27 protein-coding genes are annotated in these 25,955 nt (G+C 56.2%); 7 read left to right on the top strand and 20 right to left on the bottom strand.

Features of this window, described 5'->3' with window-relative positions; translation table 11 throughout:
- Positions 1–81 precede the first annotated feature (81 nt).
- From UF64_RS03510 to sigJ, 4 genes are all read left to right on the top strand, one after another.
- A complete protein-coding gene (locus UF64_RS03510) occupies positions 82–1,227 on the top strand; it encodes a cyclopropane-fatty-acyl-phospholipid synthase family protein (RefSeq protein ID WP_235284950.1) in 1,146 nt (381 codons plus the stop codon).
- A gap of 247 nt (positions 1,228–1,474) precedes the next feature.
- Positions 1,475–1,891 (top strand): hypothetical protein, encoded by a 417-nt coding sequence (locus UF64_RS03505; RefSeq protein ID WP_044827207.1) that lies wholly within the window; start codon positions 1,475–1,477, stop codon positions 1,889–1,891.
- Positions 1,892–2,025: 134 nt separating this feature from the next.
- Complete coding sequence (locus UF64_RS03500) at positions 2,026–2,460, top strand: carboxymuconolactone decarboxylase family protein (protein WP_052657437.1); 435 nt, start codon at positions 2,026–2,028, stop codon at positions 2,458–2,460.
- A gap of 103 nt (positions 2,461–2,563) precedes the next feature.
- Positions 2,564–3,466, top strand: coding sequence for an RNA polymerase sigma factor SigJ (sigJ, locus tag UF64_RS03495; RefSeq protein ID WP_044827206.1), 903 nt, complete (start codon positions 2,564–2,566; stop codon positions 3,464–3,466).
- 56 nt (positions 3,467–3,522) lie between these two features.
- Here the strand turns inward: sigJ and leuB are convergent, their stop codons facing one another.
- From leuB to ccoN, 20 genes are all read right to left on the bottom strand, one after another.
- Positions 3,523–4,626, bottom strand: coding sequence for a 3-isopropylmalate dehydrogenase (gene leuB / locus UF64_RS03490; protein WP_044827205.1), 1,104 nt, complete (start codon positions 4,624–4,626; stop codon positions 3,523–3,525).
- 89 nt (positions 4,627–4,715) lie between these two features.
- Positions 4,716–5,327, bottom strand: a complete 612-nt coding sequence (leuD, locus tag UF64_RS03485; protein ID WP_044827204.1) for a 3-isopropylmalate dehydratase small subunit — start codon at positions 5,325–5,327, stop codon at positions 4,716–4,718.
- A gap of 4 nt (positions 5,328–5,331) precedes the next feature.
- Positions 5,332–5,520 (bottom strand): hypothetical protein, encoded by a 189-nt coding sequence (locus UF64_RS03480; protein ID WP_044827203.1) that lies wholly within the window; start codon positions 5,518–5,520, stop codon positions 5,332–5,334.
- Between the two features lie 11 nt (positions 5,521–5,531).
- Complete coding sequence (gene leuC, locus UF64_RS03475; protein WP_044827329.1) at positions 5,532–6,938, bottom strand: 3-isopropylmalate dehydratase large subunit; 1,407 nt, start codon at positions 6,936–6,938, stop codon at positions 5,532–5,534.
- A 572-nt stretch (positions 6,939–7,510) separates the two neighbouring features.
- Positions 7,511–7,915, bottom strand: coding sequence for a 50S ribosomal protein L19 (gene rplS, locus UF64_RS03470; protein ID WP_044827202.1), 405 nt, complete (start codon positions 7,913–7,915; stop codon positions 7,511–7,513).
- A gap of 3 nt (positions 7,916–7,918) precedes the next feature.
- On the bottom strand, positions 7,919–8,635 hold the full coding sequence (trmD, locus tag UF64_RS03465) for a tRNA (guanosine(37)-N1)-methyltransferase TrmD (RefSeq protein ID WP_044827201.1): 717 nt from the start codon (positions 8,633–8,635) through the stop codon (positions 7,919–7,921).
- 3 nt (positions 8,636–8,638) lie between these two features.
- The gene (rimM, locus tag UF64_RS03460; RefSeq protein WP_044827200.1) at positions 8,639–9,313 is read right to left on the bottom strand and encodes a ribosome maturation factor RimM; all 675 of its coding nucleotides are present in this window, start codon (positions 9,311–9,313) and stop codon (positions 8,639–8,641) included.
- Between the two features lie 47 nt (positions 9,314–9,360).
- Positions 9,361–9,774: a 30S ribosomal protein S16 gene (rpsP, locus tag UF64_RS03455; RefSeq protein WP_008889815.1), complete on the bottom strand. Its 414-nt coding sequence runs from the start codon at positions 9,772–9,774 to the stop codon at positions 9,361–9,363.
- Between the two features lie 149 nt (positions 9,775–9,923).
- Positions 9,924–11,411 (bottom strand): signal recognition particle protein, encoded by a 1,488-nt coding sequence (gene ffh, locus UF64_RS03450; protein ID WP_044827199.1) that lies wholly within the window; start codon positions 11,409–11,411, stop codon positions 9,924–9,926.
- 266 nt (positions 11,412–11,677) lie between these two features.
- On the bottom strand, positions 11,678–12,535 hold the full coding sequence (gene panC / locus UF64_RS03445) for a pantoate--beta-alanine ligase (protein WP_044827198.1): 858 nt from the start codon (positions 12,533–12,535) through the stop codon (positions 11,678–11,680).
- Positions 12,536–12,580: 45 nt separating this feature from the next.
- Positions 12,581–13,426, bottom strand: a complete 846-nt coding sequence (gene panB, locus UF64_RS03440; RefSeq protein ID WP_044827197.1) for a 3-methyl-2-oxobutanoate hydroxymethyltransferase — start codon at positions 13,424–13,426, stop codon at positions 12,581–12,583.
- 213 nt (positions 13,427–13,639) lie between these two features.
- Entirely contained in the window at positions 13,640–14,338 is a 699-nt protein-coding gene (locus UF64_RS03435; protein WP_044827196.1) for a cyclic nucleotide-binding domain-containing protein, read from the bottom strand.
- 79 nt (positions 14,339–14,417) lie between these two features.
- Complete coding sequence (gene ccoS, locus UF64_RS03430; RefSeq protein WP_044827195.1) at positions 14,418–14,606, bottom strand: cbb3-type cytochrome oxidase assembly protein CcoS; 189 nt, start codon at positions 14,604–14,606, stop codon at positions 14,418–14,420.
- Between the two features lie 4 nt (positions 14,607–14,610).
- Positions 14,611–17,034: a heavy metal translocating P-type ATPase metal-binding domain-containing protein gene (locus UF64_RS03425; RefSeq protein WP_044827194.1), complete on the bottom strand. Its 2,424-nt coding sequence runs from the start codon at positions 17,032–17,034 to the stop codon at positions 14,611–14,613.
- Positions 17,031–17,549 (bottom strand): FixH family protein, encoded by a 519-nt coding sequence (locus UF64_RS03420; RefSeq protein WP_044827193.1) that lies wholly within the window; start codon positions 17,547–17,549, stop codon positions 17,031–17,033. Before UF64_RS03420 ends, UF64_RS03425 begins: the two co-directional genes overlap by 4 nt.
- 32 nt (positions 17,550–17,581) lie before the next feature.
- Positions 17,582–19,081 carry a cytochrome c oxidase accessory protein CcoG gene (ccoG, locus tag UF64_RS03415; RefSeq protein WP_235284949.1) on the bottom strand — a complete coding sequence of 500 codons (1,500 nt, stop codon included), beginning with the start codon at positions 19,079–19,081 and terminating at the stop codon, positions 17,582–17,584.
- A 320-nt stretch (positions 19,082–19,401) separates the two neighbouring features.
- Entirely contained in the window at positions 19,402–20,274 is an 873-nt protein-coding gene (gene ccoP / locus UF64_RS03410; protein ID WP_044827191.1) for a cytochrome-c oxidase, cbb3-type subunit III, read from the bottom strand.
- 15 nt (positions 20,275–20,289) lie between these two features.
- A complete protein-coding gene (locus UF64_RS19855) occupies positions 20,290–20,451 on the bottom strand; it encodes a cbb3-type cytochrome c oxidase subunit 3 (protein ID WP_082049488.1) in 162 nt (53 codons plus the stop codon).
- A 15-nt stretch (positions 20,452–20,466) separates the two neighbouring features.
- Positions 20,467–21,198 (bottom strand): cytochrome-c oxidase, cbb3-type subunit II, encoded by a 732-nt coding sequence (gene ccoO / locus UF64_RS03405; protein ID WP_044827190.1) that lies wholly within the window; start codon positions 21,196–21,198, stop codon positions 20,467–20,469.
- 14 nt (positions 21,199–21,212) lie between these two features.
- Positions 21,213–22,670: a cytochrome-c oxidase, cbb3-type subunit I gene (gene ccoN, locus UF64_RS03400; RefSeq protein ID WP_044827328.1), complete on the bottom strand. Its 1,458-nt coding sequence runs from the start codon at positions 22,668–22,670 to the stop codon at positions 21,213–21,215.
- A gap of 419 nt (positions 22,671–23,089) precedes the next feature.
- Here ccoN and UF64_RS03395 point away from each other — a divergent pair, with 419 nt between their 5' ends.
- From UF64_RS03395 to pgk, 3 genes are all read left to right on the top strand, one after another.
- The gene (locus UF64_RS03395; protein ID WP_044827189.1) at positions 23,090–23,596 is read left to right on the top strand and encodes a hypothetical protein; all 507 of its coding nucleotides are present in this window, start codon (positions 23,090–23,092) and stop codon (positions 23,594–23,596) included.
- A 109-nt stretch (positions 23,597–23,705) separates the two neighbouring features.
- Complete coding sequence (gene dapF / locus UF64_RS03390) at positions 23,706–24,551, top strand: diaminopimelate epimerase (RefSeq protein ID WP_044827327.1); 846 nt, start codon at positions 23,706–23,708, stop codon at positions 24,549–24,551.
- 186 nt (positions 24,552–24,737) lie between these two features.
- A complete protein-coding gene (pgk, locus tag UF64_RS03385) occupies positions 24,738–25,934 on the top strand; it encodes a phosphoglycerate kinase (RefSeq protein ID WP_044827188.1) in 1,197 nt (398 codons plus the stop codon).
- The last annotated feature ends 21 nt before the right edge of the window (positions 25,935–25,955 follow it).

Genomic DNA, 25,955 nt, shown 5'->3' with positions numbered 1-25,955 from the left:
CCGATGACTTTGGATTGGACACAGAAAAAGGTTCTCGATTTCTTTCGGGAACATGTCACACGCGGAACTTTGGTTTTTCGCGTGGATGACAAGCACGAAATCGTGCTGGGGGACGGGACAGACCCAAGGGCGGGGATGACCGTCCCGGACTGGACCAACACACTTAAAATGGCACTGAGCCCGGATCCTGGCTTTGGCGAGGCCTTCATGCATGGTGGCTTCAACCTTGTGAAATGCGAGATGGAGGACCTGATCAGGGTCTTGCGTCTTAATTTCGAAGGCGGCCATTCGACCAGCGGGTTTGGCAGCTTTATTGAAAAGCTGCAGGCGCTGAAATTCCAGATCGGGCAATTTACATCTGTCCGGGCGGCGTCGCATCGTGTGCGTCATCACTATGATATCGGCAATGATCTTTACACCCGGTTCCTTGATCCGGAGATGCAATATTCATGTGCCTTTTGGGATGACGGGGCGCACACCCTTGAAGAAGCCCAGCACCGTAAAATGAGCCTGACGACCCAGCGGCTCAAGATCAATGAACCGGGCTTGCGCGTGGTTGATATCGGTTGTGGCTGGGGCGGGTTAAGCCGCTTTATCCACCGGGAAACCGGGGCGGAGGTGCATGGCATCACGCTTTCGACCGAGCAATTCAACTGGGCGCAGGAAAAACGTGCCGAGATGGGGGCGAACATGAAGGCGGGGCTTGATTATCACCTGCTGGATTATCGCCTGTTTGCCGATGCCAATGCCGGGAAATATGACCGGGTTGTCTCGGTCGGTATGTTCGAGCATGTCGGTCGCCATCAGTTCAAAACCTATTTCGAAAAGGTGGGCGAGCTTCTTAAGGCCGGTGGGCGTGCCGTGATCCACACGATCATCAAGCCGCGCGCAGAATTCACATCCCCCTGGATCGACAAATACATTTTCCCGGGCGGCTATATCCCGGCGGTGCATGAAGTGGTCGAGGCGGCCGAGCATGCCAACCTGACGGTGGAAGCATCGCATTTCCATCCCGGGCGGAACTATGCCCGGACGCTGATTGCCTGGCGGGATCGTTTCCGCGCGGTGGCAGATGATCTGGACCCGGAAAAATATGACGATGAATTCAAACGCATGTGGGAATTCTATCTGGCGGGTTGCATCAATGCCTTTGACGACGCCGAGGGCGGCGGCGGCATGCGGGTTGGCCAGTTTGTCTTTACCAAGCCGGGCTTTGAATATGCCTGAGGATACAGGGTGGGGAACGATGGTTTCCCGCCCTGTTTGTTTTACGCGTACCGCTTCCCATATCAAATAATGCGGTGCTCGAAATTGCTGCGGTGAAAACCGCAGTATGGCTGCAAATCAAAATCAAACCAAAGCAGTCGAAAGCGTGCCTTCAAACCAAGTCACATCGCGTGATGGACCGGCACGACAGATGTGAAAAGCGACGATCAAAAGCGATAGGCCGGTCATTTTGTCGGGAGGAAACGACATGCTGAAAGTGATCACCTGGGATGACGCCGACCATCAGACACAAGATAACACCAATCTCGCCCCGCATATCGGCCGGCCGGAGGACTATGTTCGTGCCTTGGCTGAAATTGAAATGTCGAGCTGCGAACGCGATATGCTGCGCGCGCATGCCAATGCCCCGGGCCGCAAGATTACCGGTTTGAAACTGGCCGAAACGGTCGGGCATTTCGGCTGCCGGATCGGCAACAAGAAATACGGTCGCCTTGCCGCCAAGATCGCGTCGGCGGCTGGTCTGCCGAAGTGTGAGAGCGATGTCAGTGATTATCTGGCGGCGATCTTTACCCTTGCCGATGGTACGCAAAGCGATGGCGAGGACTGGACATGGGTGATGCATGACAATGTCGTCCGCGCGCTTGAAGATGCGGGCATGGTCTGAGCTTAAAAGACCCCTGATTTTATAAATTTCGAATTTTGCGGGCGGGTCGTGTAACGCGGGCCGCCCGTATTTCGTCCTTGTTGGCAGAGGGGTGAATTTCCCCGCTATTCCTCGTGCCACCAAGGAGAATTGTCATGACCCGCTTTGCCTTTCACGAAATCACCCCAAAACTGTTTCAGGCCCAGTTGGCTGTTGCCACAGCGCTTGGCGCCGCGCCGCTGATTGAGCCTGTATTGCGTGACCTTATTGAATGCCGGGTGTCGCAGATCAATGGCTGTGCATATTGTCTTCGCATGCATTCAGACAGTTTTGCTAAACATGGGGGCGATCCCATTAAACTGACAATGCTGCCGGTTTGGCAAAGTGCGGACGGGTTCAGTGCGGCCGAGCGTGCGGCACTGGTCTGGGCCGAATGCCTGACCCGGGCAGAATGCCAGGTCACGATTTCGAAGTGCCATCGCATGCTTCTTGATCATTTCGAAGAAGCCGAGATTTCCGAGCTGACCTGCATCATTGCCACGATGAATGCTTGGAACCGGTTGGGCATTGCGCAGCATGAATTTGCATAATCTTCGCAAGCTTCCTGACGGGGGTGGCAAAAGCCCCTACAATCAGACACACACAGCGATACGGGATTTGCCCGTATCGCTTCACGCGTTTGGTGGGACATCCTTGGCAGATCGTATTTTTGAACAACATCGCGGACGGCTTACAGCCCTTGCCTATCGCATGCTGGGCAGTCATGCCGATGCCGAAGACGCGGTTCAGGATGTCTGGCTGCGCTGGCGCAATCAGGATCAGGACACGATTCAAGATGCCACAGGGTGGCTTGTGCGGGTGTGCAGCAATATCTGCCTTGATGTGTTGAAATCCGCTCGCCGCCAGCGGGAGAACTATGTCGGTCACTGGTTGCCTGAACCGTGGTTGCCGCCCGAACAACCCAAAGCCGAAGCCGAACTGATCGAGCGCGATGGCCTTGGTCAGGCTTATATGTTGATGCTCGAGCGCCTCGCCCCGATCGAGCGGGTGGCACTTGTGCTGCATGAGGTTTTCGAGTGGATGCATGATGACATCGCACCCCTGATCGAACGCACGCCGAACAATACCCGTCAGATCCTGTTTCGCGCGCGACGCAAGATGCAGCGCGTAAGTGACCGCGATGCGACGCCCGAACCGGATGGGACGGCGTGCGATCGCGACCGGTTGGATGCTTTTGTTACGGCAATTGGGACCAGTGATGTCGGTCGGCTACTGGATCTGCTGGCCCCGGATGTGATCCTGCATTCCGATGGTGGCGGCAAGGCATTGGCGACGGCCAATCCACTGTTTGGACCGGATCATGTTTCGCGGTTCTTTATCGGTGTCTGGGGCAAGCGTAGCCCGGACGAGCGGGTGTTTGCCATCACCCTTGCTGATGCATGTTGGCTTCTGATGGTCGAAGACGGGGTTGTGACGACCGCGATCAGCGCGACCGAACGCGACGGGCAGATTGTTGATTTGTTTGTCCATCGAAACCCGGACAAGCTGGCATTGTTTTCAGCGGTTCTAACGGCCGCCCGCGAAATCACGCTGTAACGTAAAAAGGCCGGATCGAAATCCGGCCTTTTCATATTCGGGATCGTAAAGAACGATCAGACGAGCTTGTCGAGTTCGTTGATCAGCGACTCGCCCATGACGGTGGTCGAGACCTTGGCCATGCCCGGCTGCATGATATCGCCGGTACGAAGCCCGCCCTTAAGGACGTTCTGAACCGCATCTTCGATCAGGGTGGCATCATCGCCCATGTCGAACGAGTAGCGCAGCATCATCGCGAACGACAGAATGGTTGCCAACGGGTTGGCGATGTCCTGACCCGCGATGTCCGGAGCCGAACCGTGTACCGGCTCATAAAGTGCTTTGCGTGCACCGTTTTCATCAGCCGCACCAAGGGAAGCGGACGGCAGCATTCCAAGCGATCCGGTAAGCATGGCGGCACAGTCAGACAGAATGTCGCCAAACATGTTGGTGGTGACCATCACGTCAAACTGTTTCGGGTTACGCACGAGCTGCATGGACGCGTTATCGACATACATGTGACTCAGTTCGACTTCCGGGAAGTCCTTGGCAACACGTTCGACAACTTCACGCCACAGAACGGTGGATTCCAGAACGTTGGCCTTATCGACAGAGCACAGGCGCTTGTCGCGTTTCATTGCCATGTCAAAGGCAACGCGTGCGATGCGTTCGACTTCCGGCTCGGAATAAACAAGGGTGTTGAAGCCGTGACGGACACCGTCGCGTTCTTCGATGCCGCGCGGCTGACCGAAATAGATGCCCCCGGTCAGTTCACGCAGGATCATGATATCCAGACCCTTGACCACGTCTTCTTTCAGGGTCGATGCACCAACAAGCGCGTCAAACACAAGTGCCGGACGCAGGTTGGCGAACAGGCCCATTTCCTTACGGATTTTAAGAAGACCGCGTTCCGGTTTGATGTCGAACGGCATGTCGTCCCATTTCGGACCACCAACAGCACCAAGCAGAACCGCGTCAGCCGCCATGGCATCAGCCAGCGTTTCGTCGGTCAGCGGGTTGTTGTGCGCATCGATGGATGCGCCGCCGATCAGACCTTCGGTGATTTCGAAATTCACGCTGCGCTTTTTCGCCATCCAGTCCATGACGCGCTGAACCTGACGCATGACTTCCGGGCCAATTCCGTCGCCCGGCAGCATCAGTACTTTTTTGGTGGTGCTCATAAATGCTTCCTTCCCATATTCGTGGGGTCGCTCACCCCGTAACGATCAGAAAACGGGCGACAAACCGATGTTTGCCGCCCGTTTTGCAATTACAGCGAAAGCCAGGGCTGCGAGGCAGCGCGCTTGGCTTCGAAATCATTAATGGCATCGCCCTTCTGCAGGGTCAGGCCGATATCGTCGAGGCCGTTCAGCAGGCAATGCTTGCGGAATTCTTCGACTTCAAACTTGATGCAGCCGCCATCCGGACCGGTGATTTCCTGATTTTCAAGATCGATCGTGACGGTGGCGTTGGCACCGCGTTCGGCATCGGACATCAGCTTGTCGACATCTTCCTGCGGCAAGCGGATCGGCAGGATGCCGTTCTTGAAGCAGTTGTTATAGAAAATGTCGGCAAAGCTCGGTGCGATCACGCAGCGAATACCGAAATCAAGCAGCGACCACGGTGCGTGTTCACGCGAAGAACCACAGCCGAAGTTATCACCCGATACAAGGATCTGGGCATTGCGATAAGCCGGCTTGTTCAGAACGAAATCCGGGATTTCGTTGCCGTTGTCGTCGTAACGCATTTCATCAAACAGGTTCTTGCCAAGGCCCGAACGTTTGATGGTTTTGAGGAACTGTTTGGGAATGATCATGTCGGTATCGACATTGATCATCGGCAGCGGTGCTGCAACACCGGTGAGCTTGGTGAATTTTTCCATTGTCTTATCCCTTGCTTCCAGTTTCCCAGGCCAGACCCAGTGCTTCGATCAATTCTTCGGTCGCGTCGAGTTCCTGTGCAACGAAGTCCGGCAGGTTGATACCGGTCAGTTGCGGCAGGAGATGCTCAAGCACCGGCGCGCGACCCAGACGAGGCGCGCTTTCGCGGAAATTGATGAGTGTCTGTTCGGCCATGGGAACCTTCCTTAACCGAGTTTGCGAATGTCGGTCAGATGACCGGTGATCGCAGCCGCAGCTGCCATGGCCGGACTGACGAGGTGGGTACGACCACCACGGCCCTGACGGCCTTCGAAGTTACGGTTCGAGGTCGAAGCGCAACGCTCACCCGGGGCCAGACGGTCCGGGTTCATCGCCAGACACATCGAGCAGCCCGGCTCACGCCAGTCAAAGCCTGCTTCGATGAAGATCTTGTCGAGGCCTTCTGCTTCGGCCTGTTCCTTCACAAGGCCTGAGCCCGGAACGATCATGGCATTGACAGTTTCGGAAACCTTGCGGCCCTTGGCGACTTCGGCAACAGCACGCAGGTCTTCGATACGACCGTTGGTGCAAGAACCGATAAAGACGCGGTCGATCTTGATTTCCTCGATCGGGGTGCCTGCGGTCAGCCCCATATATTCCAGCGAACGGGCAATGGCCTTCTGCTTGCCGGCATCCTTGGCATCGGTCGGGTAGGGAACGGTGCCGGTGACCGGAACGACGTCTTCCGGGCTGGTGCCCCAGGTGACCTGCGGGACGATGTCGGCGGCATCGATTTCGATGATCTTGTCGTAATGTGCGCCTTCGTCAGACGGCAGGGTCTTCCAGTATTCAACTGCCTGCTCGTACGCGGCACCCTTCGGTGCCATCGGGCGGCCCTTGATATATTCAAAGGTCTTTTCGTCCGGTGCGATCAGGCCGGCGCGTGCGCCGCCTTCGATCGACATGTTGCAAACCGTCATGCGGCCTTCAACCGACAGCGAACGAATGGCCGAGCCAGCATATTCGATGACATAGCCGGTACCACCAGCAGTCCCGATGCGACCGATGATCGCAAGGGTGATGTCCTTGGCGGTCACGCCCGGATGCAGATCGCCTTCGACCTTGACCAGCATGTTCTTGGCCGGTTTCTGAACCAGTGTCTGGGTGGCCAGAACGTGTTCAACTTCCGAGGTGCCGATACCGAACGCCAGTGCGCCAAATGCGCCGTGGGTCGAGGTGTGGCTGTCACCACAAACCATGGTCACGCCCGGAAGGGTGAAGCCTTCTTCGGGGCCAACGATGTGCACGATGCCCTGACGGAGATCGTTCATCGGGAAATAATGAATGCCGGTATCCTTGGCGTTCTGGTCAAGGGTTTCAACCTGAATGCGGCTGTCTTCTTCCTTGATGCCTTCGGAACGGTCAGAGGTCGGAACGTTGTGGTCCGGTACCGCCAGCGTCAATTCCGGATGGCGCACTTTGCGGCCCGAATTGCGCAGACCTTCGAAGGCCTGCGGGCTGGTTACTTCGTGGACGAGATGACGGTCAATATAAAGCAGGCAGGTACCATCATCCTGCGTGTCGACCACATGGCTTTCCCAAATCTTGTCAAAAAGGGTTTTAGGCTGACCCATCTCGACCTCCTCATAAAACATCGATCTTTTGAGCAGCAACTCTCAATCCGTCAGGTGCGGTTCCGAATGTCTCGAAGATCGGTGCAATACCTGCCGGGATTGGCGGGCGGGACTTGTCGTTTCTCCGACGCAACCGGCTTTATCCAGTTTGCGTAATTTTATTATTCAGAACCACGCGGGTTTGATCGTTTTTGCCGCGGGAGTGCCTTTATACACGCCGCCTTCCAAATCGCAAGGTGCGGGGCGCGTGTTTTTGGTGGAAATACACCCTGAAATTGAGTTCGGTATTTTGCAGCATCCCAAAGTAGCCAAATCAGGCTTTTGCGATATAGGTAAGGGATATCTGATATAACGGAACCTGATGAATTTATCATCGGGTTTCTGCGGAACTGCCTGCAACAGCGGTGAATCGAACGATTCGCTATAATGCAATTTTAACGTGCATTTATAGGGTTTTGATCCCCCGGCCGTGCCGTGATGCAGGCTGGCAGGTGATCGGTGGACGGTAAACGAAAACGGGCCCACCCGAAGGTGAGCCCGTCTTTTTCGTCCGACGTTGCGGAACGTGCGAATTACTTCTTCGCGCGTTCTGCTGCGGTCAGCTTGCCTTTGTGGCCGGTGGTCTGCTCGGCGATACGTGCAGATTTACCGGTACGACCACGCAGGTAGTAGAGTTTCGCGCGACGTACGTCACCGCGGCGAACGACTTCGATTTTGTCGATGGCCGGGGAGTAGGACTGGAAGATACGCTCAACGCCTTCGCCCGATGCGATTTTACGCACGGTGAAGGAAGAGTTGAGGCCGCGGTTCTTACGCGCAATGCAAACGCCTTCGAACTGCTGGATACGCTCACGGGTACCTTCAACGACTTTCAGGTGCACACGAACGGTATCACCTGCATCGAATTCCGGAACTTCGCGCTTTTCAGCGATTTTGTCGAGCTGCTCTTTCTCGAGCTGCTGGATGATGTTGGTCATGGTTTAACCCTCTTTGATGTTCCCGTTTGCTACGTACCGGTCCCAAAGGTCCGGGCGTCGCGCGCGGGTAATTTCTTCTGCCTGAGCATGCCGCCAGGCTTGTACCTTGGCATGATGTCCGGAAAGCAATATCTCCGGCACGTCACGCCCGTTCCAATTGGCCGGGCGCGTGTAATGCGGATATTCAAGCAACCCGGTTTCAAAGCTTTCCTCGTCGACGGACTCGGTCTTGTTGACCGTTCCCTCGATGAGGCGAATGCACGATTCAATCAGGACCATGGCCGGCAGTTCGCCGCCCATGAGGATGTAATCACCGATGCTGATTTCCTCGGCCTCGTGTTCATCCAGAACCCTTTGGTCGATACCTTCGTAACGACCGCAAAGCAGGATGGCACCCGGGCCTGCTGCCAATTCACGGCAGCGTTTCTGGTTCAGCACTTTTCCCCGCGGGCTGAGATAAATCAGCGGTAACTGCGGTGCTTCCGCACGCAATTCACGCAGAGCGGCGTCGACAATATCCGGGCGCATGACCATACCGGCCCCGCCCCCGAAGGGATTGTCGTCTACAGTGCGGTGGCGGTCGGTTGCATGATCGCGGATGTCTTTGACATCAAGCGACCAGATCCCGTTCTCAAGCGCCTTGCCAGCCAGAGACTGACCAAGAACGCCCGGGAACATTTCCGGGAACAGGGTTGCAACTTTTGCCTGCCACACAGACATCGATCAGGCCTCCTTCCCGCTGCCGGTCGCGGTTTCCGCGCCTACTGCATCTGCAGTAACGGCCTCAGAATCGCGGTCGGCCTGAGAGTCCTTGCGGGATTTGTTCGGACGACGGTTACGATTACCGGGTCCGTCCTCATCCTGCAGTAGCCCCTCGGGCGGATTTACCACCATCTTGCGTTCCGAAAGAATGACCTCGGGCACGACTTCCTTGGTGAAGGGAAGAACAACCACCTTGTTTTTGGCTTCTTCGAGCGCGACTTCGATTACGTCGCCAGCGCCAAAATCAGCCACACCCCGAACGGTGCCGAAAATCGAACCATCAATGTGGAACGCTTTCAGACCGACAAGGTCGGCAAGGTAGAATTCATCTTCTTCAACCGTGTCAGGCAGTGCAGCACGCGGTACATGCAGCTTGGTGCCCCGCAGCCGTTCGGCAGCGTCCCGGTCGTCCACGCCTTCGATCTTGGCGATCAGCTGGTCGCGGACATGTCCGACAGGAGACAGCTTGTATTTCACGCGTCCCTTGGCGTCGAACAACGGGCCGTAACCGACAAGGTTATCCGGATCGACGGTATAGCTTTTGACGCGCACGGCACCACGCACCCCGTGCGGGGCGGTGATCATGCCGACGCAGACATAAGCTTCGTCGTTTTTGGATTTGCGGGTTTCAGCCATTTCGGTTCACAAGTTTTTGGTATCTGATCAAAGCGTGCGTTCAGCGATTACTCGCCTGCAGCTTCTTCTTCAGCAGGTGCTGCTGCTTCGGCAGCGGCTTCCGCAGCAGCGGCAGCAGCAGCTTCGGCTTTCTCAGCTTTCTCACGAAGACGTTCCTGAGCTTTCGCTTTCGGAGCGGACTTCTGCGGCTGTTCGGTCGGTTTGAACGCGTCAGCCAGGCCAGCTTTGCCCAGGAAACGTGCAACACGATCGGTCGGCTGTGCGCCAACGGACAGCCAGTATTTGATGCGCTCTTCTTTGAAGGTAACGCGGTTGTCAGCATCCTTCGGGAGCATCGGGTCGTAGGTACCGACGCGCTCGATGAAGCTGCCGTCACGCGGGGCACGAACGTCAGCAACTACGATACGGTAGTACGGACGCTTTTTGGCACCGCCACGGGAAAGACGAATCTTGACAGCCATTCGGATAAGTTCCTTTCAGCTTGGGTTTGTAGTCTTCTAAATCATGACCCCGAGGGGCCTATTCACTTGGTCTTTGATCCGGCTTTAAGGGCCGGGTTTGGTTCGTAAGAGGAATTCTGGAAGAACTCATTTTAGAACCGGGGGCTTGGCTATTTCTTTTTGCCGAACCCCGGGAATCCCGGAGGCAGGCCACCGCCGCCTCCCAATCCCGGCAACCCGGGCGGCAATCCGCCCCCGCCACCGGTCAATCCTTTTGGCAGGTTGCCCAAGTCCGGCATTTCGCCGCCCTCAAGCATTGCCGGGTCCATTTTCGGCATGCCGCCAAACAGACCCTTCTTGCCCATTTTGCCCATCTTTTTGATCATGGTGGACATGGTCTGGTACTGCTTCAGAAGCTTGTTCACATCCTGAACCGTCAGACCACAGCCCGCAGCAATACGTTTTTTTCGCGATGCCTTGATCAGGGCCGGGTTTTCACGTTCTTTCGGCGTCATTGACAGGATGATCGCTTCCTGATGGGTCAGCAGTTTGGGATCAAGCTTGGTCTGCGACATCTGTTTTTTCAGCGCGCCCATGCCCGGCAGCATCCCCATGATGCCGGAAAGATCACCCATTTTCTGAAGCTGTTTGAGCTGTGCCAGAAGGTCGTTTAGGTCAAACTGACCTTTACGCAGCTTCTTGGCCATTTTCTCGGCGTCTTCGGCCTTGATGTTTTCGGCAGCCTTTTCAACCAGGCTGACAACGTCGCCCATGCCAAGAATACGGTTGGCGATACGATCGGGATGGAAGGCTTCCATCTCGTCGATTTTTTCGCCGATACCGATCATCTTGATCGGGCAGCCGGTGATCTGACGCATCGAAAGGGCGGCACCACCACGGGCATCACCGTCAACACGGGTCAGAACGATACCGGTGATACCGACCTTTTCGGCAAATTCCTTGGCAACGTTCACCGAGTCCTGACCGGTCATCGCATCGGTGACCAGCAGCGTCTCGACCGGGTTGACCGCATCACGGACCTGGGCGACTTCGCTCATCAGTTCCATGTCGATATGCAGGCGACCGGCGGTATCGAGGATGACCGCGTCATAGCCTTCCTTGCGGCCGGTATCCATGGCGCGCTTTGCAATCGACACCGGCTTTTCGCCCATGATGATCGGCAGAACGCCAAGGCCGTTATCGTCAGCCAGAACCTTCAGCTGCTGCTGGGCGGCCGGACGATAGATATCGAGCGATGCCAGAAGGACTTTCTTGTTGCGCTTCTTGGTCAGGTTGAGCGCGATTTTCGCAGAACTGGTGGTTTTACCAGAGCCCTGCAGACCGACCATCAGGATCGGCACCGGCGGGGTAGACGCGAGATTGATTTCCTCGCCTTCGCCCAGCATGTTTTTCAGTTCGTCATGGACGATCTTGACAACCATCTGGCCCGGGGTGACCGAGCGCAGAACGTCCTGACCAACTGCACGTTCGGTGGCGTTGGAGATAAAGGTTTTCACGACCGGAAGTGCCACGTCCGCCTCAAGCAGGGCGACGCGTACTTCGCGCATGGCTTCCTTGACGTCGGATTCTTTCAGCGCGCCACGTTTGCGCAGCTTATCGAGAACCCCGCCAAGGCGATCGCTTAGTCCTTCAAACATTCCAAATCCCGTCTGTGTTGCTGGTGTTTCCACCGTGTGCGCACAAAAAACTAAAACCCAGTGCTCGAAACTCGAGGACTGGGGGAGTCACCTCTTGGGCGACCTTTGGTGGGGAGGGTTTATTGGATCAGGGGGTGGGAGTCAAGCGCAATCGGGCGCAAAAGCGCGTTATTCTGCGCTTTTTATCGACTTTGCCGTGCAATTGGCGATTCCGCCACTGTGCCCGGGTGTTTAACCCCCGGTCATGCTTGCCGTCATGCCAAAAGTTACGCAGGCTCAATCGCGTGATTGTCGATTAAACGTGCCTTGCCAAGCCGGGCGGCGACGAAGATTCGGGCCGTTTTTTGGACCGTGTCGCTGACCAGTTCGAGTGTTGCGGCATCGCGGACTTCAAGATAATCAATCGGATCGAAGCCGGCCTTGAGGATATCTTCGCGCCCCTTGGCCAGAAGCGGGCCGAGTTCGGTACCCTTGGCGGCCTTGGCGGTGATTTCGGCGAGTACCGCATTTAGCGTCGGGGCAACCGCACGTTCTTCAGCCGTCAGGTAGCGGTTGCGCGATGACATGGCCAGACCATCCGCTTCGCGCAGGATTTTTGCCCCGATAATCTCGACCGGGATATTCAGATCCGCACTGAAACGACGGATGACCATCAGTTGCTGATAGTCTTTTTGCCCGAAGATTGCGCAATCTGGCAGGGCCTGCAGCAGCAGTTTGGTTACGACCTGTGCCACGCCATCAAAGTGACCGGGGCGGGCAGCCCCGCACAGCACATTGGTCATCGCACCATCAACGCAGACCTTGGTGGCAAAGCCGTCAGGATACATTTCCTCGACCGAGGGGGCGAAGCACAGCTCGATACCAGCGGCATCAAGCAGCTTCTGATCGGCAGGCAGGGTGCGCGGATAAGCCCCGAAATCCTCGTTGGGTGCAAACTGGGTCGGATTGACGAAGATCGATACGATTACCCGGTCGGCATGTTCACGGGCAAGATGGGTCAGGCTGACATGGCCATCATGAAGCGCGCCCATGGTCGGGACCAGGGCGACACGCAGACCTTGCGCGCGCCAGTCGGCAACAGTCGCGCGCAAATCAGCGACAGTGTGAACAGTCGTAAGGGACATCGTTATCGTCGTACCGAAGATTGCAGAAAATCGCGGCGGTCTTAATCAGACCGCGCGCAAGTTACCTTTTTTCGCCACACCAAAGCAATGTTCATCCGCCGGGAACTGGCGGGTGCGGACTTCATCGGCATATTGGCCGACCGCTTCGGAAACGGCATCGCCAAGATTGGCGTAGCGCTTGACGAATTTCGGCGTGAAGTCCGAGAACATGCCAAGGATGTCTTCGGTAACCAGAACCTGACCATCACAGGCGACCGAGGCACCAATGCCGATGGTCGGAATGTCGATGGTTTCGGTGATCTGACGGGCGACCGGTTCGACCGTCCCTTCGATCACGACCGAGAATGCTCCGGCCTTGGCAACGGCCTTGGCATCAGCAAGGGCCTTCATCGCAGTTTCTTCGTCACGGCCCTGGCTTTTGAAACCACCCATGGTGTTGACCTGTTGGGGCATCAGGCCGATATGGGCCATGACCGGCACACCGCGCATGGTCAGAAATTCGATGGTTTCGGCAAGTTCGGCGCCGCCTTCAAGCTTGACGGCAGCGCAGCCGGTTTCAGCCAGAATGTGGGATGCCGTGCGGAACGCCTGTTCCTTGGATTCCTGATAGCTGCCAAAGGGCAGATCAACAACAACGCAGGCATTCTTGGATCCGCGCATCACGGCCTTGCCATGGTTGACCATCATATCGACGGTCACGGCAAGCGTGCTTTCCATGCCATAGACAACCATGCCCAGTGAATCGCCGACCAGAAGCAGGTCGCAATGTTCATCAAGGCGTTGCGCCATGGGCGCGGTATAGGCCGTCAGGCAGACAATCGGATCTTTGCCCTTGCGGGCGCGAAGTTCTGGGACGGAGGTCCGACCCATTTTCTTGCTGGTGGCACTCATGACGTTTCTCCCCCGGTTTAACCGGATTTCGCTGCCCGATCTTTGTCAGGCGTGCGGTCATGTGTACAATATCACAGCCGCAATCGGGAAACTTTTTTTGCAATCGCGAAATAGGCAATTCGGCCAATAACCGGCACTTCTGGCGCGTTCAGGCAATTGGTTCGACGATTCTGCGCCAGGAAAAGCTATTGGCCGTTTACAGGCACGGCAAACTCACAGACCTTCGGCAAGATCTTCAAGCATGTCCAGACCGACCGCCTCGATATGGCGGTTATCCTTGAGCGAAATGGTCGATTCCTTGCGCAGCTGGGTCAGCGTGCGTGACACGGTCTCAATCGTCAGGCCAAGGTAATCGGCAATATCAGACCGGCTCATGGGGACGTTGATGGTTTCCGTGCTTTCTCCGCGATGTTCCTGACGGCGGGCCAGCATCAGAAGGAAGGATGCGACCTTTTCCTTGGCGGTCTTGCGGCCAAGCAGAAGCATCTGGTCCTGGGCTGCTGCCAGTTCATCGACCGCCATGCCCAGCATGCGTTTTTCAAGATGCGGGAACTTGTCGAACAGCTTTTCAAGTTTCTGACGCGGGAAGCGACACGCGGTGACCGGTTCGATCGCCTCGGCGGAATAGCTGTAGTTCGAGTTCAGCGCGAGGCCGAGGAAGTCACCTGCAAACAGGAAGCCGGTAATCTGTCGACGACCATCACCAAGCAGTTTATACAACTTTACCGAGCCTGCCGTAACGTTGAAGACGTAATCGGCTTCTTCGGCTTCGTGGAAAATCGTGCTGTGCGAGTCGTAATGAGCATGGGTCAGCAATTGACGTAACTGATCATGTTCGTCGCCATGCAGCGCCGAGCAGAAAGTTAAATCCTTGATAGAACAGGCTTCGCAGATTTGGGGGCGGACTGCCATCGCAGACTCCGATGCTGGTGACCCGGTAAACGGAATACAGACAAATCTATCTGATGAGATAGGCCTGTTTCAAGCAATTCTAACTCTCGTCCTGATGGAACTTTTTCGAATTGCCTGACGGTTTGACATCATCGTCATCAAACAGAATGCGATTTGCCGCACCTTCCATATCGTCAAACTGCCCTGAACGCAACGACCACAAGAATGCTCCAAGGCCCAGAAGCCCAAGAAACAATGCAATCGGGATCAGGAGAAGAAGGTTGCTCATGGCATCAAGTTCCTGCCTGCTGCGACAATTCGGTTGCCGGTTTGATGTCGACACCTTCAGGCTTGCCCGATTTTACGTGTAAACGCAAGGCATTGGCGATCACGATGAGTGAAGAAGATGACATTGCAATTGCAGCGAAAAGTGGGGTGACAAACCCTGATACCGCCAGTGGAATGGTGATCACGTTATAGGCGAATGACAGGGCGAAATTCTGACGCACCAGTCGATCGGCCTTGCGGGCAACATCAATCGCCTCGATCACGGCACCAAGCCGGTCACCCTGAAAAACGATGTCAGCGGCATTTTGCGAAATTTCGGCGGCGGTGGCTGGCGACATCGAGGCGTGGGCCGCGGCAAGGGCCGGGGCATCATTGATGCCATCACCAACCATCAGGTCATGCTTGCCATCGTCTGATCGGGTCTGAATGTGGTTGGCCTTGTCGGTCGGGGACATGCGGGCCTGCCAGTTTGGAATGCCCAGCGTTTGCGCAAGCTGGCGCACCGTGCTTTCGCGGTCGCCCGAAAGCAGGGTCATGTCAAAGCCGCGCTTGCGAAGCGTCTCGATGACATCGGGCGCGTCGCTGCGCATGGTATCGCGGAAGACGAAGCGGGTTGGGGCCACGCCCGGCTCGGCCAGCCATAATTCCGGACCGGTAATATCGGACGGCACATCGGCGTTTTCGGCAATGTCACAAAACGTCCGGCTGCCAAGGCGGACCGGACCCGCCGGGCCCTGCATCATCAGGCCAAGACCGGCCTGTTCGCTGACATTGACCTGGGGGGTGACGTTGCCAGCCGCACGCACCAGTGCCCGCGATAGCGGATGGTTACTGTTGGCTGCCATGCTAGCGGCTAGCATCAGCTTGTCTTCCGGTGGCTGAGCGACCAGTTCGGGTTTGCCTGTTGTCAGTGTGCCGGTTTTATCAAAAATGATGCCGGTGATCTTGGTCAGGCGTTCAAGGGCAGTTGCCGATTTAACCAGGATCCCGGCCCGCAAAAGACGCCCGGTGGCAATCACCTGCACGACCGGAACGGCAAGTGCTAGTGCGCAGGGGCAGGTAATGATCAGAACCGCGATGGCGTTCATCAGCGCATCCTGCCAGCCAATGCCGCCAATCAGCCACCAGCCAATAAAGGTCGCCAGCGACAGGGTGTGAACCACCGGCGCATAGGCCTTTGCCACACGATCGGCAATGGCGACATAACGCGCGCGGCCCTGTTCGGCATTTTCCATCAAGCGGACAATTTCCGATAGCAACGTATTACCGCCGGTCGCGGTGACTTCGATGCGAAGCGGGGCGGAAATATTGGTGGTGCCGGCAAACACTGTGGTGCCCGGTCGGGTCAGGACGGGAATGCTTTCGCCGGTAATGATGCTGGTATCGATATCGGACTGACCTTCGATGACCGTGCCATCAATGCCGATGCGTTCGCCGGCTGCGGCCAGAACGATCATGCCCGGTGTCGCCTTTTGCGGCGCGATCAGACGCCGAGTGCCATCAGGCTCAATCACCGTGATCGAGCGTGCATTCAGCGACAGAAGATGTTCGGCCGCCGAGCGGGCCTGACCACGTGCGCGCCCATCTAGGTAACGCCCGATCAGAAGGAAGAAGAGAAGGGTAATCGCACTGTCGAAATAGGCATGTGGTTCGCCGCGAATGGTTTGTGCCAAGCTCATACCAAGCGCCAGAATGACCCCCAGACTGATCGGCACATCCATATTGACTCGGCGATTGCGAATAGCCCCAATTGCCGAGCGATAAAACGGCAATCCGGCATAGGCCGCAGCCGGAAGGGCGATCAGGGCCGAAATCCAGTGAAACAGATCGCGGGTTGCCCCGCCCATGCCCTGAAAATACCCGGCCCAGACCGAAACAGACAGCAACATGACGTTACCGGCGGCAAAGCCTGCAACCGCCAGACAACGCAGCAATTCCTTGTTGCGCGATGTCGTGGCCTGTTCAAGGGCGGCCGGATCAAACGGGATCAGGCGATAGCCCATCTGCATGACCGGGCGAATGATGTCTTCGATATCGGCAACTTCACCCTGCCAGCTCAGGCGTAGGCGACGGGTCGTCATATTGACACGCGCCTGCAAGACCGCACTGTTTCGCTGCAGCAGGGTTTCGATCAGCCAGACACAGGCCGCACAATGAATGCCATCGACCATCAGGTTGAGATGATGGTGGCCTTCGTTATCGGTGCTGGCGAGTTCGGTGAAATCGAAATTGGCGACTTCTTCTTCGTCCGGCCGTAGGGCACGGACTTTGGGATCGATGGCACGTCGGTTGTAATAGGATGTCAGCCCCATTTCGCCGAGAAGCTCATAAGCACCCGCACACCCGGCACAACAAAAGTCGGGGGCTGCGGGGGACATGGCTGTCACCGGCTCGCCGCAATGGCGGCAGGACTGAAGGGGGGCGTTCATGGATTTACGACGACATACTCGACGGTCTGATAATCATCACCCATCGCATTGGCGACGGTACGCAGCTGCCAACGCCCGTAAACCGGGAAGGAGGCACTTGCACGATATTCACCCGGCGCGATTTCCGCCATCGGGATGGTGGCATCCAGATCATCACGATCGGCACGCGACATCATGACAGACATCTTGGCACCCGTGATCGGCTTGGAGTCCTTGTCACGGAACAGGATGGTGATGGTGCCATTCTGATTAATGACACCGTCGACACTCAGCTTGCTGCGCCAGCCAAGTTCTTCTTGGCGGGCGGCACCAGAAATGGCCGCGTTATAATTGTTGCCCTCTTCGAAGGCATGCTTGGTCACAAGGCCATTCCAGCTGGTCATTGAAAACGTGATCAGCGAGATATTGGCAATCAGCATGACGGCGAAGCCACCGACAAAATACCACGGAATCCAGCGGTCCGATTTGCGCGGGCCATTCTGATTTGTGGAAGGTGATGTCATCTGCATTGCCATTTCTTGTCTCCTGTACTGAAACGCTTCTGCGATCAGCGGTCGTTTTCCGGACCGGCGAACACTGTATCATAAGTTTCGGTGTTGCCGGTTTCCTTATCGGTCACAGTGAATTCGAACGGTGTCGATTTACCATCAAGTGCCTTGGGGCTAGCGGCCACAAAGACACGGAAGCTGCCGACCCGGTCAGGGGCCACATCCAGATCATAGGTGCCGTCCTGATTGGGCGTCAGACCGATGACCTGAAGATCGGTCGCGTTGATCCCTTCAAGGGACAGGACATAGGTTTTTTCAGCTTGTTCCTTGTTCAGAACCTTAAGCGTGTACCCATTGCGCACGTCCCCGTTCGACAGGGCAACAAACAACGGGTTACGGTCGCGCAGGACATTGAGTTCAAGGACTGAACGGTTGGCCAGGCCAAACATCATGACCGATGCAATGATCACCAGCAGCACCGAATAGAAGATGGTACGCGGGCGAATGATACGCACGCGGGTTGCCTTGCCTTGGGAGCGAAGCTGGGTGTTCTGGACCGAGTCAAAGCGCACCAGATCCCGCGGGAAGCCGACCTTGTCCATCATATCGTTACAGGCATCAATGCACAGACCACATCCGATGCATTCCAGCTGCAGGCCATCGCGGATATCAATGCCGGTCGGGCAGACGTTCACACAGGCATGGCAATCGATGCAGTGACCTGTTTCAGGTACTTCGCCACGCACCAGATTTTTACGTTTGAGCGGACCACGCGTTTCACCACGCCAGCTTTCATAGGTGACGATCATGCTTTCGTCATCAAGCATGGCAGACTGGAAGCGCGGCCACGGGCACATATAGGTGCAAACCTGTTCGCGGGCCCAACCCGCCAGAAGGTAGGTCGAACCGGTCAGGAATGCGATCGTGACATAGGTGCCGTATGACGCATTGGCGGTGAAGATATCGACTATCACCGTTGGGGCGTCGTGGAAATACAGAACAAAGGCACCGCCGGTTGCCATCGAGATCGCAATCCAGGCCAGGTGCGTTGCACTGATTTTCCAGATTTTTTCCAACGTCCATTTCGACTTGTCAAGGCGGACACGGGCGTTACGGTCACCCTGAATGTAGCGTTCGACCAGCATGAACAGGTCGGTCCAGACCGTCTGCGGGCAAGCATAGCCACACCAGATACGTCCAAACAGCGAGGTCGCTAGGAACAGCCCGACAGCCGCCATGATCAGGATGCCGGTGATGTAATAGACTTCCTGCGGCCAGATTTCGATGAAGAAGAAATAGGCGCGGCCAAGGTCCATATCGATCAGAACAGCCTGATCCGGGGCGCTTGCCCCACGGTCCCAGCGCAGCCAGGGCACGACCCAATAGATGCCTAGAAGGGCGATCAGCGCAAACCATTTAAGGTTTCTGAACCGTCCGGATACGCGTTTCGGATAGACTTTGTCGCGCTTCTTATAAAGCGGGATTTCGTCTTCTTCCGCCTCGTGCGAAAGGTCCGGATTAGCCTGCGGGGGGACTTCAGAATGCTGCAAATTGGACATGGCCATTTTCGCTACCTGGTTGTTGCTCTGAACCTTGCGACTGCTCTCTGTGCGGGACGGACCCGCCAGTCGCTTTGAAGGTTAGGCTGTCAGGAGAAGTTGGGTTTCTGGCAGCTTTGCAGGGCAAACTCTAATTATTCAAATCTCAGGCAGAAAATACGAGAGGCCCGGCATAGACACCATGACACATGTCAATTTAATCGCGCATATTCTTATGAAATGTGTCGGACAAACCGCAAGATCAGAAGGCCCGGAAAAACGGGCTGAAAAAGAAAAAGGCCAGTGATCTGTGATCACTGGCCTTTTTCGGAAATGTTGGCTTACTGGCCGCCACCAAGTGAGTGGACATAAACCGTCAGCATTTTGATGGTTTCTTCGTCCAGACGGCCACCCCATGCCGGCATGACGCCGCGGCGGGAATTCATGACCGTTTCGGTGATGGTTTCTTTCGAACCACCATAGAGCCAGATGGCATCGGTCAGGTTCGGTGCGCCGAGATCCTGAATTCCTTTGGCATCTTCACCGTGGCAAGATGCACAGTTTTCTTCAAAGACGACCGCACCGCGATCCGCAGCAGCGGTGTCGGTTGCACGATCGGTGAAGGCCAGAACGTACTGAACCACATCTTCGATCTGGTCACGTTCAAGCAGTTCGTCACGACCAAAAGCCGGCATGTCGTTGAAGCGGGTATCTTCGTTGGCATCCCAACGTACACCGACATGCAGTGTTTCGTTGATCGCCTCAAGCGTACCGCCCCAAAGCCACGCATCGTCCTGAAGCGACGGGAAGCCGGGGTTACCCGAACCACCGGTGCCATGGCACGGCGCGCAGTTGTCGGCGAAGACCGCCTTGCCGCCAGCCATTGAGAAGTTCAGAAGTTCACTGTCATTGGTGATTTCCGAGACATCCAGGGCTGCCAGACGTTCCATGTAAGGTGCACGTTCGGCCGCAACATTGGCCATGGTTTCGTGCAGCTGGGTACGGTTGGTGGTCGCAAACATACCCTTGAGATAATCATTGGCAGTCGGCCAGGACGGGTAAACCACCCAGTAACCAACAGACCAGATGACGGTGATCCAGAAGACATAGACCCACCAGGAAGGCAGCGGAGTGTTGAGTTCCTTGATGCCATCCCATTCGTGACCGGTGGTATCTGTTCCGGATACCTGATCTTTCTCGACTTTAGTCGACATTGCTCTGTTCTCCCCTCAATCCTGATCCCGGAAGGGGATCTGCGCATGTGCTTCCATGTCCTGGTTGCGCTTTTTGCTCGGCCACATGACCCAGGCAATAATCGCGCCGAACAGCAGCATCAGCCACAAACCCCACAGAGGGCGGAAAAAGTCAGCGAGTTGCGTAAAGAATTCCATGACGATCCCCTAGCGTTAGCGCAGGTTCATCTGCGGGTTGTAGGTGGTGAAGTCGACCATCCGACCAAGGACCTGCAGGTATGCGACAAGCGCATCCATTTCGGTCAGCTCTGCCGGGTTGCCGTCAAAATCACCTGTTGCCGCATTCGGGTAGCGTGCGAGGAAATCATCGTCATAGGCCGCATCCTCGCTGGCCTGCAGGTAAAGGTCTGCCTTGGCCGCCTCGATCATCTCGTCCGTGTAGGGAACACCTACCAGTTTGAGGGTCTCGAGATGTGCCTGAGCGTCATCGAAATTCAGTTTGCGTTCCGCCAGGAACGGATAGCCCGGCATGATCGATTCCGGCACAACAGCGCGCGGGTCAATCATATGGGCAACGTGCCATGCGTTGGAGTATTTGCCACCAACACGGGCCAGATCCGGACCGGTACGTTTTGAACCCCACTGGAACGGATGGTCATACATCGATTCTGCTGCAAGGCTGTAATGGCCATAACGTTCGACTTCGTCACGGAACGGACGAATCTGCTGGGAATGGCAGTTATAGCAACCTTCGCGGATATAGATGTTACGACCGGCCTGTTCGAGCGGCGAATAAGGACGGACACCTTCTACTTTCTCAATGGTCTGTTCCATCGTGAACAATGGTACGATTTCAACGATACCGCCAATGATGATGGTCATGAAGATACCAAGGATCAGAAAGAAGACGTTCTTCTCTACGATATGGTGTTTTTTAAGAAGCATCTCTGTTTCCCCCCTTATTCGGCTGCAACGGTTGCAGGTGTGCCGATCGGTGCTTCGTTACGGAGGTCACCCTTGATGGTCTTGTAGACGTTCCAGACCATCAGCAGCGAACCCAGCAAGAACAGCAGGCCACCAGTTGCACGAATGATGTAGTAGGGATGCATTGCCTCGACAGTTTCGATGAAGGAATACTGCAGGAAGCCAAGCTCGTCATAGGCGCGCCACATCAGGCCCTGCATGATCCCCGAAACCCACATCGAGGTGATGTAAAGAACGATCCCGATGGTGCCGAGCCAGAAGTGATGAGCAACGAGGCGCATCGAATACAGGCGTTCACGGTTCCAAAGGACCGGGATCAGGAAGTAGATCGCACCGAACGATACGAAGGCAACCCAGCCAAGCGCACCGGAATGCACGTGACCAATGGTCCAGTCGGTATAGTGCGACAGGCCGTTGACGGCCTTGATCGACATGACCGGGCCTTCGAAGGTCGACATGCCGTAGAAACCGACAGCAGCAACCATGAAGCGCAGAACCGGGTCAGTGCGCAGTTTGTCCCAAGCGCCCGAAAGCGTCATCAGGCCGTTGATCATCCCGCCCCACGACGGCATCCACAGCATGATCGAGAAGGTCATGCCAAGGGTCTGTGCCCAGTCAGGAAGTGCGGTGTAGTGCAGGTGGTGCGGACCAGCCCAGATATACAGGAAGATCAGCGCCCAGAAGTGAATGATCGACAGGCGATAGGAATAAACCGGACGTTCGGCACGTTTCGGAATGAAGTAGTACATCATGCCGAGGAAGCCAGCCGTCAGGAAGAAGCCCACAGCGTTGTGGCCGTACCACCACTGGGTCAGAGCATCCTGCACGCCAGAGAACATCGAATAGGATTTCGCGCCCATGAACGAGACCGGAATGGCCAGGTTGTTGCCCAGATGGAGCATCGCAATGGTTACGATAAAGGCCAGATAGAACCAGTTCGCAACGTAGATGTGCGGCTCTTTACGTTTGAGCAGGGTGCCGACGAACATCGCCAGATAACCAACCCAGACAATGGTCAGCCAGATATCGACGAACCATTCCGGTTCGGCATATTCGCGACCCTGCGTGGTGCCGGTCACATAGCCGATTGCGGCCATGACGATGAACAGCTGGTAACCCCAGAACACGAACGCCGGAAGTGCCCGACCGCCATAAAGCGGTGCACGGCAAGTGCGCTGTACCACATAGAATGACGTTGCCAGCAGCGCGTTACCGCCGAAGGCAAAGATCACAGCCGAGGTGTGCAGCGGACGCAGACGTCCGAAGTTCAGAAACTCGGTATCAAAATTGAGAACCGGAAAAGCGAGCTGCCATGCAATGACATCACCCACCAAAAATCCGACTACTCCCCAAAATACGGTCGCAAGTGCGGCCCAGCGCACAACGTCCATATTATAATCGACAGCAACTGAAGGCGATGCTGCCTGTGCCATGCTCCCCTGGCTCATGCTTGACTCCCGTTCAAGGTGGTCGGGTGAACTGCCCAAAACCCTCTTGGGCAGTTTCAATAGTCCTGATGAACCGACGACATTTCTTGATCTTCGGTTCACCTGCACAAAAAGCCCCACCCAAAATGCGCCTTGGCTCAATGTCGCGGCGCGTTATTCCGGGCGAGGTTTCCTAATTCGTTCGATGAGTATGCGGACTGTTCGTCCGAAAGCCATTGACCTACGTCAATATTGGCTTGCTAACCCGTCAGAAATTCAATCGGAGGAAACGTGTTGGCCCTTCGGATGGGTACTTCTGTACTGGCTGTGTTTATGCGCGCGAAACCCTTAAAAGGTGTTGATGCACATCAAGGTGGGCGCGAATTATTTCCGGCATGATCTGATAAATTCTAGAGGGCAGGATCATGTCAGAAGCCTATAAGTCACTTCCACTTACAGCACAGACCGCGGATATGACCTATCCGTTGGTTCAGATGTTGAAAGTCGACATGTCATTTGATCGTTGGCGTGCATTCGTCGATCAGTATTGCATGCCGGTGGCAAAGGACTCTGTCGGGGCCAAAGCCGACGCGGATGATATCCTCTGGCAACGCCAGCGCGGCATCATCGTGATTGCCAACGAGCGCGGCTATATCCACGGCCTGTTTTCCTATTATGTTCGCGATGACATGACCGATGGCCTTGTCTTGCATGTCGACAACGTCATGGCGGTTGAAATCGTGTCGGGCGACTATGTCCTGGATGCGATGCGCGATGGCATGACCCGTCTGGCCCGCATTCACCAGTGCAGCAATGTCTATGTCTCGCTTGGTGAACCGGACGACCGCCTTAGGACCTATTTCGCCCGTTCAGGCTATGCGCCAAGCAAGGTGCGTTATTGCGCCCCCGCTGCCCCGCGCATGTCGGCCTAAGTCGCCTTCGGGTTCCTTTCCGTTCTGATCAATCATCGTTGCGAGAATCCCCTATCCATCGGGGATTCCACCTGTGGACGCATTGCGCATTCAGGATTATAAGGCGGGTATGAACGGTATTCCTTTTGTCAAAATGCATGGTCTGGGAAATGATTTCGTTGTCTTTGACGGACGACGCGATCCCGCTGTGCTTGATCTTGATAACGCGACCGCGGCCCGCATTGCCGATCGCAAGACCGGGGTTGGCTGTGATCAGCTGATCGTCATTGAACCGGCACGCGATGATCTGGCCGATGCCTTTATGCGCATCCGCAACAATGATGGCGGCGAGGTCGAGGCGTGTGGCAATGCGACGCGCTGTGTCGCCAACGTGATCATGGGCGAGCTGGGCCGCAAGGAAGTCATCATCGAAACCGTTGTTGGGCTGCTGGATGCCAATGGTCTGGCCGATGGTCGGGTGACGGTCGATATGGGGCAGGTTAAGCTGGATTGGCGCGATATTCCGCTGTCTGAAGCGGTTGATACCAATCACATTCCGCTATCGCTTGGTCCGCTTTCGGATGCGGTCGGGGTCAATGTTGGCAACCCGCACGGGGTGTTCTTTGTCGATGATGCCGAGGCGATTGATATCGAAAAGCTGGGTCCGGTGCTTGAGCATCACGAGATGTTCCCGGAACGCGCCAATATCGAGGTGTGCAGCATCATTGACGAAAACACACTGCGCATGCGTGTTTGGGAACGTGGCGTCGGTGTCACTCGTGCCTGCGGCACTGGTGCATGTGCGGCGGGTGTTGCGGCTGCGCGCCGTGGCCTGACCGGGCGCAAGGTTGAAGTGATCCTTGATGGTGGCCCGTTGACCATTGAATGGCTGCCCGATGATCACGTCCTGATGACCGGTCCGGTGGCGACCAGTTTCTCGGGCTTTTTGCACTCGTCCCTGTTGGGGCATCACTGATCTGATTTCGAGAACCGTGCGCCGTTTGATGGCGTTTGCGGTTTTCCGGCACGTATTTTTGCGGAGTCCATCCATCCTTGCGTCCCCGGCGCTGATCGGGCAAAACAGGGCGCATCAGGATTTGGTTCAATCCATGTCGGGACACCCAATCCCGTCTTTTGTGAAACTCAAAAGCAGGTTCAGATAATGGCTGACTTCAATACGCTTGACGGTGTCAATGTCGCTGGCAAGCGCGTTTTGCTGCGCGCTGATCTTAACGTTCCGATGAAGGATGGTGTTGTTGGCGATACGACTCGTATCGACCGCACCGTACCGGGCCTGATCGAACTGGCAGATGCCGGGGCGAAACTGGTGGTGATCACCCATTTCGGCCGCCCGAAAGGTGCCCGCGTTCCGGAAATGAGCCTGAAACCGGTTGCCGAAGCGCTTGCCAAGCAGCTTGGTCGTCCGGTGAAGTTTGCCGATGATTGCATTGGTGATGCAGCCGCAAGCGTTGTGAACAGCCTTGCAGACGGCGAAATCGCCCTTCTGGAAAATCTGCGCTATCACGCCGAAGAAGAAAAGAACGACCCGGCTTTCGTGGCCGAGCTCGCGAAACTTGGCGACGTTTACGTCAATGACGCGTTCTCTTGTGCGCACCGCGCGCATGCCTCGACCGAGGGCCTGGCACGTGCGCTTCCGGCTTACGCCGGCCGTTTGATGCAGGCAGAACTTGAAGCCCTTGGCAATGCTTTGGAAGCACCGAAACATCCGGTGATGGCAATTGTCGGCGGGGCCAAGATTTCCACCAAGCTTGATCTGCTGGGCAATCTGGTTGCCAAGGTTGACCAGCTGGTGATCGGCGGTGGCATGGCCAATACGTTCCTGGCGGCCAAGGGTGTGAATGTTGGCAAGTCGCTGTGTGAGCATGACCTGCTTGATGCCGCGCGCGAGATTTTCAAAAAGGCCGAAGCTGCCAATTGTGAAATCGTCCTGCCGGTCGATGGTCTGGTTGCCAAGGAATTCGCTGCCAATGCGCCGCATGATGTTGCCGATATCAATGACGTTGCCGCAGACGGCATGATCCTTGATGCGGGTCCGAAAACCATCGTCGATCTGAACAAGCGTCTCGAGTCATGTGAAACGCTGGTCTGGAACGGTCCGCTTGGTGCGTTTGAAATCACGCCGTTTGACACCGCAACCGTTTCGGTCGCCCAGCATGCCGCAGAACTGACCAAGGCAGGCAAGCTGCTGTCGGTGGCCGGTGGTGGTGATACGGTTGCAGCCCTGCGCCATGCCGATTCTGATCAGGCATTTTCCTATGTCTCGACCGCCGGTGGGGCCTTCCTTGAGTGGCTTGAAGGCAAAACGCTTCCGGGTGTGGCAGCACTTCGCGCGAGCTGAGCCGGTCGCCTTTGATGCAAA

Source organism: Thalassospira sp. HJ, from assembly GCF_000948415.1.
In the GTDB taxonomy this organism is placed as follows: Bacteria; Pseudomonadota; Alphaproteobacteria; order Rhodospirillales; family Thalassospiraceae; genus Thalassospira.
This window is presented reverse-complemented; position numbering and strand designations above follow the sequence as displayed.